Genomic DNA, 13990 nt, shown 5'->3' with positions numbered 1-13990 from the left:
ACATCCGATGCTCTTCCGTCCATTCCTCCGGCACCACGGAGAACCATCCATGAAGAAGACGATCTCGTTGCTCACACTGGCGATCGCGTTCGCCGGGGCCGACGCCGTCGCCGTCGACGCCCAGTCCAGGGACATCGTCGAGACGGCGGTCGCGGCCGGCTCGTTCACGACGCTGGCGACCGCGCTGGAGGCCGCCGGTCTGGTGGAGACGCTGAAGGGGGAAGGGCCGTTCACGGTCTTCGCCCCGACGGACGAAGCGTTCGCCGCGCTTCCGGCGGGCACGCTCGAGGCGCTGCTCGCGGACAAGGAGAAGCTGACGGCCATCCTGACCTACCACGTGGTGCCCGGGAAGGTGACCGCGGCGGACGTGGTGAAGCTCGATGAGGCCACCACCGTCAACGGTCAGGAGGCGGACATCACCGTCTCCGGTGGCAAGGTCATGATCGACGAGGCGAACGTCGTCACGACCGACATCATGGCCAGCAACGGCGTGATCCACGTCATCGACAAGGTCATCCTCCCCTCCTCGTAGGCCGGGTGTGACGCTCGGGCCGAGGCGCGCGCGCCTCGCCCGCCGACGCGGTGGCCGGGTGCTCCGGCCACCGCGTTCGCGCATGGGCTTGACCCCGACCGCTCCGCTCCGCAGCGTGGCCGGCGTCCGACTCCCCCGGAGAGCCCATGTCGAAGATCCGCGCGCTCGTCGTCTTTCTGCTCGTCCTCCTCCCCCTCCTGCGGCCGTCCGCGCTGGACGCCCAGGCCTTCCCGGTGGACGCGTTCGACCGCTACGTGCGCGAAGCCGTGCGCGCCTGGGAGGTGCCGGGCCTGGCGGTCGCGGTCGTCCGGGGCGATTCGCTGCTCTTCGCGCGCGGCTATGGCACGCTGGTCGTAGGCGCGGAGGATCCCGTCGATGCCCACACACGCTTCGCGATCGGCTCGACCACCAAGGCGATGACGGCCGCCGCCATCGCGATGCTCGTCGAGGAGGGACGGGTCGACTGGCAGGACCCGGTGATCGACCACCTTCCCTGGTTCCGTCTGCGCGATCCGTGGGTGACGCGCGAGCTCCGGGTCATCGACCTCCTGACCCACAATGCGGGGCTCGGGAACACCGACTTCCTCTGGTACGAGCAGGACGTCGGGACGCGCGAGATCCTGGAGCGGATGCGCCTGGTCGAGCCGGCGTACTCGATGCGTGCGGGGTTCGTCTACCAGAACCTGATGTACGCCGCGGCCGGCGAGCTGGTCGAGGCGGCGAGCGGGCTGCCCTGGGCGACCTTCGTGCAGCGGCGCATCCTGGACCCGCTCCGCATGGACGATACCCGGACGACGCTCGCGGCGGTGGAGGGCGAAGCCAACGTCGCCCGCCCGCACTTCCGTATGGACGGCTCCGTGCAGCAGATCGACAACGCCAGCGTCGACCCCGTGGCCGCGGCGGGTTCCATCTGGTCCAGCGTGGAGGACATGTCGCGGTGGCTGCGCTTCCTGCTCGCCGACGGTCGCACGCCACACGGGCAGGCGCTGCTCCGCCCCGAAACCGTGGCGTGGCTCTTCACCCCGCATGCGCTGGTGGAGCCGGAGGACTTCTATCCGACCCAGCGCCTGACGAAGCCCCACTGGACGACCTACGGGCTCGGTTGGTTCCAGGCCGACTACGAGGGCCGCAAGGTCGACTTCCACACGGGGAGCATCGACGGCATGGTGGCCATCGCGGGTCTCCTGCGCGACGAGGGCGTAGGTGTGTACGTGCTCGCGAACCGCGATCACGCCGAGCTTCGACATGCGCTCATGTACCGCGTGTTCGATCTGTTCGATGCCGATCCGCCCCGCGACTGGAGTGCGGAGCTGCTGACGCTCTATGACGGGTTGGAGCGCGAAGGCGAGGCGGCCGCCGCCCGGGCGCGGGCCGAGCGCGCCGAGGGGACGGTGCCCAGCCTTCCCCTGTCCGCCTACGCGGGCACCTACGCCGACCCGTTGTACGGGCGGGTGGAGGTGCGGAGCGTGGGCGAAGGGCTCGCGGTGCGCTACGGAGGTCTCGAAGGTCCGCTCCAGCACTGGGAGCGGGACTCGTTCGAAGCGGTCTGGGCCACGCGGTGGCGTGGGACCACGCGCGTGACCTTCCGCGTGCGCGGCGACGAGGCGGTGGCGCTGGAGGTCGGTGGGTACTCCTTGCCGCGGGTGCCCTGACGCCCACCGCCCACCCCGCGAGCGGCCCGGCTGATTGATCCTCCGCGGGCGGAGGATTCCTCCGTCGGCCCGGCAGATCGTTCCGCACCGAGGGCCGACCCGCCTCGTGGGACGGGCCTTCCGCTGGACCGGACGTCCGTCCGGCCCGGGTCCGCTCCTTGCGCTCCGGTCTCCGGGATCGGCTGCCGATACTCCCGGAGGGGACGGCAGATCGGTCGTGAGCCGAGAAGGAGCGCGATGTGAAGGTCGAACAGGCGCAGTGGACGCCAACGCAGGGGTGGTCGGGCGACCTCGGCCCGGAGGGAGCCGACCTGGTCCTCGTGTTCGGAGCCCGTGAGCCGCTCGAGGCCGGGGCCGTGCTGGAGGAGCTGGCGGCGCGCCAACCGGGGACGCCCCTGGTGGGATGCTCCACCGCCGGCGAGATCCTCGATGTCGCCGTGACCGACGGCACCGTCATCGCTTCGGCGGTCCGGTTCGAGTCCTCGCACGTCCGCACGGCGTCCGCGCGGATCGGCGAGGCGCCCGACGCAGAGGCATTGGGCCGCCGCCTCGCGACCGCGTTACCCCCCGAAGGCATCCGGTCGGTGATGGTGCTGTCGGAAGGGATCTCGGTGAACGGCAGCGATCTGGCCCGGGGCCTCCGGGCCGTGCTTCCTCCCGGGACGCTGGTGACCGGCGGCCTCTCCGGCGACGCCGCGTACTTCCAGCGCACCGTGGTGGTGGACGGAACGAACGCCCGGGATGGAACGGTGGTCGTGGTGGGCTTCTACGGTGATCGCCTGCGCGTGGGCCACGGGTGCCTGAGCGGCTGGGATCCCTTCGGCCCGGAGCGCCTCGTCACGCGCGCGGAGGGCAACGTGCTCCACGAGCTCGACGGCCGCAGCGCGCTCGCGCTCTACAAGAAGTACCTGGGGGAGCACGCCAGGGAGCTGCCGTCGAGCGCGCTGATGTTCCCGCTGAGCATCCGCACGGAGGGTCGCGAGGGATCCCTCGTGCGCACGATCCTGGCGGTGGACGAAGAGCGGCAGACCATGACCTTCGCGGGAGACATCCCCGAGGGGTCGTGGGCCCGCCTGATGAAGGCCAACTTCGAGCGTCTCATCGACGGCGCGGAAGGAGCAGCCCGGTACGCCTTCGATACGCTCGACGGCACCCCCGCGGAGCTGGCGATCCTGATCTCCTGTGTGGGTCGCAAGCTGGTGCTCGACCAACGCATCGAGGAGGAGGTGGAGGTGGTGCGCGACGTCCTCGGGGCCCGGGCCGCGCTCACCGGCTTCTACTCGTACGGTGAGATCTCGCCGCTGTTGGAGCCCGGCGGGTGCGAGCTGCACAACCAGACCATGACCATCACCACGTTTGCCGAGGTCTGAGTGCATCCGCTCCTGCGCCGCCAGCTCAAGCGGGCCCTCGGGGATGTGCGCATCACCCCCGAGCTGTCCGACCTGCTGAACGCCGTTTCCAAGGCCTACGAACAGTCCGACGCGGACCGGGCCACGCTGGAGCGTGCGCTGGACCTGAGCTCCGCCGAGCTCAACGAGTCCAATTCGGAGCTGCGGGAGCTCGTGGCGCTGCTGGAGGCGACGCTCGACTCGACGGAGGACGGCGTTCTCGTCATCGACGGGGACGGTACGGTCGTGCGCTGGAACCGGCGCTTCGAGGCGTTGTGGCGCATGGGAGCCGACGAGATCGTGCGCGACGGGACCGAGCTCATCCGCGTGCTGGGACAGCGCCTGGTGCGCGCCCAGGAGTTGGAGATGGCGGTGCGGCAGGCGGTTCGCGACTCGAGCGAGCTGGTGACGGCCGTGCTCGAGCTGCGCGACGGGCGCTTCCTGCAGCTGACGAGCCGGGCCCAGAGCGGGCTACCCCACCAGGGCCTGGGACGGGTGTGGAGCTTCCACGACCTCACGGAGATCAAGCAGGCCGAGAAGACGATCCGGCATTTCGCCTATCATGATGCGCTGACCGGCCTGCCCAACCGGGCGCTCTTCGAGGACCGGCTCAGCGTGGCCCTCACGCGCGCCCGGCGGACGGGGACCGTCTTCGCCCTGTTGTTCATCGATCTGGATCGCTTCAAGAACGTGAACGACACCTTGGGGCACTCCGCCGGGGATCAGCTGTTGCGCGAGGTCGCGCTGCGTCTCCAGGAGCACGGCCGCAGCGGCGACGTGCTCGCGCGCTTCGGCGGAGACGAGTTCGTCTTCCTGCTCCAGAACATCCGCTCGGCGGACAACGCCCGCCGGGTCGCCGAGCGGCTGCTGGAGTCCATGCGCCCGCAGTTCGAGCTGGAAGGCCGTCGGCTGCATGTGACCGCAAGCATCGGCGTGGCGATGTATCCCACCGATGGACAGGATCGGGAGACGCTGCTGCGCAAGGCGGACGCGGCGCTCTACAGCGCCAAGGATCGGGGCCGGAACACGCTCGACCTCTACCGCAGCGAGATCGACGCGGACAGCTACGAGCGTCTGATCCTCGAGAACGAGCTGCGCTCCGACCTGCGCGAAGGTCGGGTGGATATCGCGTTGCAGCCGATCGTGTGCGCGCAGGATGGACGGGTGGTGGGAGGCGAGGCACTGGCGCGTTGGACGCGGCGGGGTCAGCCGGTCCCGCCGGGCCGCTTCATCCCGATCGCCGAGGAGTCGGAGCTGATCGACGAGCTCGGCGAGTACGTGCTGGCCAAGGCCCTGACCGAGGCGCGGCGCTGGTCGGACGCCGGACACGAGGGCCTGCGGGTCTCCGTGAACGTGTCGCCCCGCCAGCTCCAACGTGTGGGTCTGGACCGGCGGGTGCTGGAGATCCTGGACGAAGCGGGCGTCACCCCGGAGCGCCTCCAGCTGGAGGTGACCGAGTCGCAGTTGATGCAGACGGGCTCCCAGGGGCTGCGGACGGTGAACTCCCTGGCGATGATGGGGATCCGCGTGGCGCTGGACGACTTCGGGACGGGCTACTCCTCCCTGCGCCACCTGCGCGAGCTTCCGATCAAGACGCTGAAGATCGACCGCTCCTTCATCCGCAACGTCCAGACCGATCCCAAGGACCGGGAGCTGGTGGCGACCGTCGTCGCGCTGGCCCATTCCATGGACCTCAACGTCGTGGCCGAAGGGGCCGAGGACATGGAGCAGGTGCGGATCCTGAGCGAGGTGGGATGCGACGCCATCCAGGGCTTCGCGCTCGGTCGTCCCGAGACGCCCGACCAGTTCATGGAGCGCCTCGCCCGCCCTCCCGCCGACCTGCACCCCGTGGCGGCGGCCCGCAGCGCCTGACGCGTCACGCCTGCGGCGCGCGCGCAGATCGCGCGTTGCCGACCCTGGACGTTGAGGGGGCCCTTCCGGCATCTTGGCCCCGATGACCGACGCCGGCACCGTCCCTCCGCCCGCCGAGCGCGGGCACGGCTTCGGTACCGGCCCCGTGTTCCTCGCGAGCCTCAGCACGATCCTCGGGGCCATCCTGTTCCTGCGGTTCGGCTATGCCGTCGGGAACCTCGGCCTGCTGGGCGCGCTCGGCGTGATCCTGCTGGGACATGCCGTCACGGTCCCGACCGCGCTCGCCCTGGCCGAGATCGCCACGAACCGTCGGGTGGAGGGCGGCGGGGAGTACTTCATCGTCTCCCGCTCGTTCGGGCCTTCCATCGGCGGGGCCATCGGCATCTCGCTCTATCTGTCGCAGGCGGTGTCGGTCGGCTTCTACCTCATCGCGTTCGCCGAGTCCTTCCGCCCCCTGATCCCGTGGTTGGCCTCCCTGGGCTTCGGCTTCGATCCCCGCCTGGTGTCTGTCCCGGCCACGATCGGGCTGTCCGTCCTGGTGGTGCTACGGGGTGCGGACCTGGGCGTGAAGGCCCTCTACGTGGTGGCGGCCGTCCTCGGCGTGTCGCTCCTGCTCTTCTTCCTCGGTCCCGCCGAGGGGGCGACCCTGGGGGACCCGGGCGGGTTGCTCGCGCATGTCGACGATCCGGACCCGTTCATCCTGGTGTTCGCCATCTGCTTTCCGGCCTTCACCGGAATGACGGCGGGCGTCGGGCTGTCCGGAGACCTGGCCAACCCCCGACGGTCCATTCCGCTCGGGATCCTGGGCGCCACGGGCGCCGGGATGGCCATCTACGTGGCGGTCGTCTGGAAGATGGCGAGCAGCGCCGCACCCGACGTGCTGGTCGGGGACCTGGCCATGCAGCACATCGCGCTGTGGGGGCCCATCATCCCCGTCGGGCTCGCCTGCGCCACCCTGTCGTCCGCGGTAGGCTCCATCCTGGTGGCGCCGCGCACGCTGCAGGCGATCGCCCAGGACGACCTGCTGCCCGTCCGGCGCCTCAACGCCCTGCTGGCCCGCGGGGTCGGCCGCGAGAACGAGCCCCGCAGCGCGACGGTCGTCACGGCCGTGGTCGCGCTGGGCGTGGCGCTGCTGGGCTCGGTGGACCTGGTGGCACGCGTCATCTCCATGTTCTTCATGGTGACATACGGCGCCCTGTGCGCGATTTCCTTCCTGGAGCACTTCGCGGCCCGTCCGTCGTACCGCCCGAGCTTCCGCTCCAAGTGGTACCTCAGCCTGGCCGGTGCGCTCGTCAGCGTGTTGTTGATGTTCCAGATGGACCCGCTCTACGCGGTGGTCGCCATCGTGCTCATGGCCGCGCTGTACGGCCTCATCAGCCGGGCCGCCCCCGGCCGCGACGACCTGGGGTCCATCTTCGGCGGCGTGATGGCGCAGGCCAGCCGCTATCTCCACATCCGCATGCAGAGCGGCGCGGCTGCGGAGGACTGGCGGCCCAGCGTCATCACCATCACGCCGCGAACGTTCGACCGTAGCTCACCGCTGCGGCTGCTGACCTGGCTCTGCTACCGGTTCGGTTTCGGGACCTATCTGCACTACATCCCGGGCCGGTTGGATCGTCGTACGTTCGAGGAGGCCGCCCAGGTGAAGGGCCGCCTGCTCGAGCTCGCCGGCGAGCGCTATGGCGAGATCTTCGTCGACACCATCATCAGTCCCTCGATGGCCTCGGCGCTGGCGCAGAGTCTCCAGATCCCCGGGGTGTCCGGTATCGAGAACAACACCATCCTGTTCGAGTTCTCCATCCACGATCCCACGAGCGTGCTGGAGGAGCTGCAGGGTGGGCTGACGCTCGCCGCGGTGCCCCACATGAACCGGCTGGTGCTGCGCCACGGGGAGAACTTCTTCGGCAATCGGCGCACGATCCACGTGTGGCTGACCTGGCACGACTACCGCAACGCCAATCTGATGGTGTTGCTGGCGTACATCCTCCTGGGCCACCCAGAATGGCAGAAGGGGGAGATCCGCGTGTACGCGGCCTTCCCGGAGCACCAGGCGCCCGAGCGCACGACGGAGCTGACCCGGATGATCCAGGAGGGGCGGCTGCAGATCAGCCCCAAGAACGTCCAGGTCATCGCGACGGACGATCGCGTGGACTTCAGCCGGCTCGTGCGGAACCACTCGGCGGATGCCGACCTGGTGATCCTGGGCTTCACCGAGTCGCGTCGCCGGGAGAAGGGGAGCGAGCTCTTCCGACGACACGAGGACCTGCGCGACATCCTGTGGGTGTCGGCGGCGCGGCCGATCGAGATCGAGTAGCTGGTGTCGGGAAGGGAGAAGGACCGTGGAGAACCCGCGTAGACCCGAAGGAGGGGCCGCCTGGAGGCAGCGGACCTACCAGGTGATCTTCGAACACGACACCCGGGCGGGTCGCGCGTTCGACGTGCTCCTGATCGTGGCCATCCTGGTTTCCGTGGCCGTCGTGATGCTGGACACCGTGCAGTGGGTGGCCAGCGACTGGCACCGGGTGTTCCGGATCGCCGAGTGGATCTTCACGATCCTCTTCACCATCGAGTACGTCCTGCGGCTCCTGTCGGTGCACCGCGCATCGACCTACGCGCTGTCGTTCCTCGGGATCGTGGACCTGCTGTCGATCCTGCCCACCTACCTGTCCCTCGTGCTGCCGGGTGGACAGTACCTGATCGTCATCCGGATCCTGCGCGTCGTCCGCGTCTTCCGGGTGCTCAAGCTGGTGCAGTACGTGGGCGAGGCGGGGACCCTGGGCCGGGCGCTGCGGGCCAGCCGCTACAAGATCACCGTCTTCCTGATCGTGGTGCTGTCGATGGTGGTGATCGTGGGGGCCGTGATGTATCTGCTCGAAGGCCCCGCCCACGGCTTCACGAGCATCCCGACGTCCGTATACTGGGCCATCGTCACGCTGACCACGGTCGGGTACGGGGACATCTCACCCCAGACACCCGCGGGCCAGATCCTGGCGGCGGCCCTGATGATCATGGGGTACGCCATCCTGGCGGTTCCCACGGGCATCGTCTCCGTGGAGCTGGCCTATGCCTCGCGTGCCACGGAGCGGCCGCCGTGTCCCGTCTGCGGCACTCCGGCGGACTCCGACGCCCACTTCTGCAAGCGGTGCGGGAACCGGCTGACCGAAGGCGACCGCGCGGGCGCCTGAGCGCCCGCGCGGTCCGGATGCAGGGGCCGCCGGACCACGGCCCCTCTCCGTGTCAGTTGCCGATCGTGCTTCCTTGGAAGCGATCGCGCAGTTGTGTGCGCTGCGCGTCGTTGAGAAGCGGGGAGAACGCCAGTCGCTCCACCCGCGCCGCCAGCTCGAGGGCCTTGCCCGGCTGGTTCCGGTCCGAGGCGATCCAGGCGGCGTCGGCGAAGACGTTGGCCGCCGTCAACACGTCCCCTTCGTTCAGGGCCCGCTCGCCGATGCGCTCGAACTCACGCAGCGCCCCGTCCTCGTCCCCGCCGTAGTAGGTCAGCTTCGCAGCCTGCAGGAGATTCTTGACGGCTGCCGGATCTCCTTCAGGTCGAAGCGCGGCGGCCTGTCGCAGGAGCTCCGCCGCGCTCTTCCACTCCTTCATATGCCCGAGCATCGACTCCGCTTCGGCCTCGATGCGGGCCGCGTGCGCGAGCGACGTGTCCTGTCCCTGCAACGATCCAGTCGGAAGCGCGACCGCGAGCGCGAGCACGCCGATTCCACGAGTCCACAGCTTGGTTCCCATCCTCCACCTCCTCCTCATCCCAGTGCGTCGTGGCGCCAGGCGCCGTTCCGTTTCGACCGAATCCGGATGGTGGGCGACGCTGCCCACGTGACGTCCCTACGGCTGCGGGTCCGGCGGGTTTCGCCCGCGCAGGTCGAAGGGATGTTCTCGTTCGATGGAGCGCCGGTGCTGCGGGTTGCCGGTCCCGATTCCGGACACCGTGTCGAAGTGGGCTGGAACCCGCCGGTGGGCGGTGCAGGGACTCGCCCGCCGGCGCCGTCCGGGTCGGGACTCCCCGCCGCGTGGGGGTCCCGCTCCGCGGCTGGGAGCCATCCCCGAGGCCCTCCGGCTTCGACCCTTGTGGACCCGGCCCCCGGCCGCGACTCTTTCCGGCCGCCGGCTCCGGCGCCCGCCCTGCGGGTGGCCGGACCGGCGTTTCGTATGTCCGCATGCCGGGAGAGGCCGGATGAAGCTGCACACGAAGATCGTGATCGGGCTGGTGGCTGGAGCGGTGGCGGGTGGTGCAGCCAACGCCTTCGCGCCCGGGGCGGAGTGGGTGCGCTGGATCGCAGACAATGTCGCGAATCCGGTGGGTCAGGTGTTCCTGCGCATGCTGCTCATGACGGTCATCCCGCTGGTGTTCGCGTCCATCGCGCTGGGCGTGGCCGGCATCGGAGACGTGGGGAAGGTGGGGCGGCTCGGAGGGAAGACGCTGCTGTACTTCCTCACCTCCACGGCCATCGCCGTGGTGATCGGGCTCACGCTGGTCAACGTGCTGCAGCCGGGCGGAGGGATCGACGAGGCCACCCGCGACCAGCTCTTCGCGAGCTACCGGAGCCAGGCGGAGGGGATGCAGGCCGGCGGGCCCACGGGGTTCGGGATCCAGACCTTCGTGAACATGGTGCCGCGCAATCCCATCCAGGCCGCCGCCAACATGGAGATGCTCGGCGTGATCTTCTTCTCCCTGATGTTCGGCATCGCCCTGATGCTGATCCCCAAGGAGAAGGCCGAGCCGATGATCAAGGTCATCGACGCGCTCGGCGAGGTCGTCATCCGCATCATCGACATCGCCATGAAGCTCGCGCCCTACGGTGTCTTCGGGCTGATCTTCGTCGTGACCTCGCGCTTCGGGTGGCAGTTGCTCCAGCAGCTCAGCATGTACGTCGTGGTGGTCGTGGGCGGCCTCTTCCTGCACGCCGCCGTCTCCATCTCCCTGCTCGTGCGTTTCCTCGGCGGCATGAGTCCGCTCGTCTTCTGGAAGAAGGCCCGCGCCTCGGTCATCACCGCCTTCTCCACCAGCTCCAGCAACGCCACGCTGCCCACCAACATCGCCACGGCCGAGCAGGAGATGGGCGTGCCGCCCACGGTGGCGGGCTTCGTGCTGCCGCTCGGCGCCACCATGAACATGAACGGGACGTCCCTCTACGAGGGCGTGACCGTGCTCTTCCTGGCGCAGGTGTTCGGCGTGGACCTGACCCTGGGGCAGCAGATCGTCGTGGTTCTGCTGTCGGTCATCACGGCGGTGGGTGCGGCCGGCGTCCCGGGTGGCTCGCTGCCCCTGATCATGATGGTGCTGGCCACCGTCGGCGTCCCGGCCGAAGGCATCGCCATCATCCTCGGCGTCGACCGCATCCTGGACATGTGCCGGACCACGGTGAACGTTGCGGGCGACCTCTCCGCAGCGGTCTTCGTGGCCCGCTCGGAGGCGAAAGGGGCCGCGCGCCTCGAGACCGTACCGAAGATCGCCGCATAACGGGAGGACGGCATGGCCACGCAGCTGGAGCGCTCACTCGGGACCCGGGACCTCACGCTGCTCGTCGTGGGCAACGTGATCGGGTCCGGGATCTTCCTGGTCCCGAGCGTGGTGCTGGCCCAGTCGGGGTCCGTCTCCGCCGCGATGGGCGTGTGGCTGGTCGGCGGGGTGCTGTCGCTGTTCGGCGCGCTGACCTACGGCGAGCTGGGGGCCATGGACCGGGGCTCCGGTGGGCTCTACGCCTACATCCGGGACGCGTTCGGCCCGTTCCCGGCGTTCATCTATGGATGGACGCTGTTCTTCGTGATCGGCTCCGGCACCATCGCCACGCTCGCCGTGGCCGCATCCAACTACATGGCCCAGTTCGCGCCGCTCGGCCCGCTGCAACGGCGGGTGATCGGCATCGTGCTCCTGGGCATCATGGCCGTCATCAACGTGCGGGGGACGCGGGAAAGCACCGACGTCCAGAACGTGGCCACCTTCATCAAGGCGGGCGCCATCATCCTCATGAGCGTCGCGTTGATCGCGCTCGGGGACCTGGGCGGCGCGTTCGCGCCGCTCGCAGGCGCCGGAGCGGGATCGGGCTCGACCGTGGCGGCCTTGGGCGTGGCCATGATCTCCGTCCTGTGGGCGTATGAAGGGTGGCAGTACGTCACGTTCTCCGCCGGAGAGGCGGTGGACCCCCAGCGGTCGTTCCCGCGGGCGATCGCGCTCGGCACGGGCTTCCTGATCGTCCTCTACCTCGTGGCCAACGTGGCCTACCTGGCGGCCCTGGGGCCGGAGCGGGTCGCCGCGTCGGACCGCGTGGCGGGCGAGGCCGTGGCGGCGCTGATGGGCAACGGCGCGGGTCAGCTCATCGCGTTGGTCATCATCGTCTCGATGTACAGCGCGGCCCACACCACGGTGATCACCGTTCCGCGCGTGTACTTCACCATGGCGCGCGACGGGGTGTTCTTCCGCAAGCTCGCGGAGGTGCATCCGCGCTACGGGACCCCCGCCTTCGCCATCGTGGCCAGCACGGCCTGGGCGATGGTCCTGGCCGCGACCGGCACCTTCGAACAGCTGCTCACCTACGTGGTGTTCGTCGGCTGGATCTTCTACGGGCTGGGCGCGGCGAGCATCTTCGTCTTCCGCCGCACGCGCCGGGACGAGCCGCGGCCGTTCCGCGTCCCCGGGTATCCGGTCACACCGGCCCTGTTCGTCCTGTCGGCCGCCGCGCTGGTGCTGAACACCCTCCTGGAGCAGCCCCGGCAGGCCGTCATCGGCATCGGCGTCGTCCTGATCGGTGCTCCGGCCTATCTGATCTGGCGCCGGCGGGGCTGAGCTCCCCGCTCGGGGTCAGCACCGCGGCGGGCCGGTCTCCTGCGGGGTGCCCACCCGGGCGCCCGTGGTGGGGCACCCCGGCCGGAGGCCCCCTCAGAACCGCCGCTCGGTCTCCTGGTCCTGCCACACCACCCCGTACAGGTCCGAGCGGCGGTCCTTCCAGGGCTGGACCGTCCCGGTATGGCGGTGCCGGCGCAGCGCCTCCAGGTCCACGTCGTGGATCACGAGCGTCTCGATGTTGGGCGTGCATTCGCCCGCGATGCCATCCCGCGCGAAGGAGAAGTCCAGCGGCGTGTAGATGCCACTCTGGGCGTAGTGCACGTCCGCGTTGGGCACGAACGGCAGGTTGCCCGTGCAGCCCGACAACACCACGTACACGTCGTTCTCGACCGCGCGCGCCTGGGCGCAGTAGCGGACCCGCAGGTAGCCCGCTCGATCGTCCGTGTTGAAGGGCACGAAGATCACCTGCGCGCCCTGACTGGCCACGATACGGGCCGCCTCGGGGAACTCGACGTCGTAGCAGATGAGGATGGCGACCCGACCCCGGTCCGTGTCGAAGACGTGGAAGCCACGTCCCGGCTCGACGCCCCACCAGCGGCGCTCGGAGGGGGTGATGTGGGTCTTGTACTGCTTCTCGATGGTGCCGTTGCGGCGGAAGAGGTAGGCGACGTTGTAGAGACGCTCGTCCTCCACGGTGAACTGGGAGCCGGCCACCACGTTCATGTTGTACTTGATGGCCATCCGCGAGAAGAACTCGAGATACTCCGGGGTCCGTAGAGCCAGCCGCCGGGCCGCGTCGGCCGGGCGGCCCTCCGCGCCCAGGGACAGCAGCTGGGTGGTGAACAGCTCCGGGAACAGCAGGAAATCGCACTGGTTCTCCGAGGCCGTGTCCAGGAAGTACTCCGCCTGCATGCAGAACTCGTCCCAGTGGTCGATGTGGCGCATCTGGTACTGCACGGTGCCGATGCGCACCAGGGAGACGCGTTGCAGACGCGTCTGGCTTTCGGGCACATGGTCGAGGTTGGTCCACTCCAGATGCGTGGCATAGCCACGGGAGTCCGTGTCCGACGGGAAGTAGTCCGGGATCAGCGCCTTGATCACGAACCCGTTGGCGACCTGCGTCGTCAGCACCGGATCATAGAGACCACGACGGGTGACCTGGTCCGCGTACTCCCGGGCGCTCATCCGATCCGCGACGGCCCCGTAGCCGGGGATCCGTCCGCCGATGATGATGCGAGCCAGGTTGAGCCGCCGGGCCAGCTCCTTGCGCGCGTCGTAGAGCCGGCGGGCCAGGCGCATGCCGCGGAAGTCCGGATCCACCATGATCTCGATGCCGTAGAGCGTGTCGCCTTCCGGGTCGTGGTTGCGGATCAGCCCGCCGTCGGAGATCCGCCGCCAGTCGTGCCACTCCTCGTACATGTCGAAGTCGACGATCAGCGACGATGCGGAGGCTACCAGCCGGCCCTGATACTCGATGCAGAGCTGGCCTTCCGGGAAGGTGCGGAGCTGGCTGGCGATCGATTCCCGACCCCAGTTCTGCATGCCGGGAAAGCAGCGCTTCTGCATCGCGATGAGCGCGTCGAAGTCGTCGAGGGTCAGCGGCCGTACCTGGATCTTGCGCTCGAAGTCCTCGAGACGGAGGCCGCCCGTGGGCGGCTCGGCGCGGGCGGGCGGGTCCTCCCCGGGCGTGGTGGGAGCGTCGGGGCCGGAGGCTCGGATGGTCATGCGGTCTCACAGGCTCGGGGAAACT

At 69.4% G+C, this 13990-nt stretch carries 10 protein-coding genes; 8 read left to right on the top strand and 2 right to left on the bottom strand.

Annotated features, from left to right (window positions below):
• Positions 1 to 49: 49 nt before the first annotated feature.
• The 6 genes from R3E98_01495 to R3E98_01470 all read left to right on the top strand — a co-directional run bounded on the left by R3E98_01495 (position 50) and on the right by R3E98_01470 (position 8629).
• Positions 50 to 532 carry a fasciclin domain-containing protein gene (locus R3E98_01495; GenBank protein MEZ4422057.1) on the top strand — a complete coding sequence of 161 codons (483 nt, stop codon included), beginning with the start codon at positions 50 to 52 and terminating at the stop codon, positions 530 to 532.
• Between the two features lie 146 nt (positions 533 to 678).
• A complete protein-coding gene (locus R3E98_01490; protein MEZ4422056.1) occupies positions 679 to 2184 on the top strand; it encodes a serine hydrolase in 1506 nt (501 codons plus the stop codon).
• 239 nt (positions 2185 to 2423) lie between these two features.
• The gene (locus tag R3E98_01485) at positions 2424 to 3554 is read left to right on the top strand and encodes an FIST C-terminal domain-containing protein (GenBank protein ID MEZ4422055.1); all 1131 of its coding nucleotides are present in this window, start codon (positions 2424 to 2426) and stop codon (positions 3552 to 3554) included.
• Complete coding sequence (locus tag R3E98_01480; protein MEZ4422054.1) at positions 3555 to 5444, top strand: EAL domain-containing protein; 1890 nt, start codon at positions 3555 to 3557, stop codon at positions 5442 to 5444.
• Positions 5445 to 5526: 82 nt separating this feature from the next.
• The gene (locus tag R3E98_01475) at positions 5527 to 7758 is read left to right on the top strand and encodes an amino acid permease (GenBank protein MEZ4422053.1); all 2232 of its coding nucleotides are present in this window, start codon (positions 5527 to 5529) and stop codon (positions 7756 to 7758) included.
• Positions 7759 to 7840: 82 nt separating this feature from the next.
• A complete protein-coding gene (locus R3E98_01470; protein MEZ4422052.1) occupies positions 7841 to 8629 on the top strand; it encodes an ion transporter in 789 nt (262 codons plus the stop codon).
• Between the two features lie 52 nt (positions 8630 to 8681).
• Here the strand turns inward: R3E98_01470 and R3E98_01465 are convergent, their stop codons facing one another.
• Positions 8682 to 9185 carry a hypothetical protein gene (locus R3E98_01465; GenBank protein ID MEZ4422051.1) on the bottom strand — a complete coding sequence of 168 codons (504 nt, stop codon included), beginning with the start codon at positions 9183 to 9185 and terminating at the stop codon, positions 8682 to 8684.
• 445 nt (positions 9186 to 9630) lie between these two features.
• Between R3E98_01465 and R3E98_01460 the strand changes: the two genes are divergently transcribed.
• Both R3E98_01460 and R3E98_01455 read left to right on the top strand, forming a co-directional pair.
• Positions 9631 to 10917, top strand: a complete 1287-nt coding sequence (locus tag R3E98_01460; GenBank protein MEZ4422050.1) for a dicarboxylate/amino acid:cation symporter — start codon at positions 9631 to 9633, stop codon at positions 10915 to 10917.
• A 12-nt stretch (positions 10918 to 10929) separates the two neighbouring features.
• A complete protein-coding gene (locus tag R3E98_01455; protein ID MEZ4422049.1) occupies positions 10930 to 12240 on the top strand; it encodes an amino acid permease in 1311 nt (436 codons plus the stop codon).
• Between the two features lie 93 nt (positions 12241 to 12333).
• Here R3E98_01455 and R3E98_01450 read toward each other — a convergent pair whose 3' ends face one another.
• On the bottom strand, positions 12334 to 13965 hold the full coding sequence (locus R3E98_01450; GenBank protein MEZ4422048.1) for a GNAT family N-acetyltransferase: 1632 nt from the start codon (positions 13963 to 13965) through the stop codon (positions 12334 to 12336).
• Between the last annotated feature and the right edge of the window lie 25 nt (positions 13966 to 13990).

It is taken from the genome of Gemmatimonadota bacterium (assembly GCA_041390125.1).
In the GTDB taxonomy this organism is placed as follows: domain Bacteria; phylum Gemmatimonadota; class Gemmatimonadetes; order Longimicrobiales; family Gaopeijiaceae; genus JAGQIF01.
This window is presented reverse-complemented; position numbering and strand designations above follow the sequence as displayed.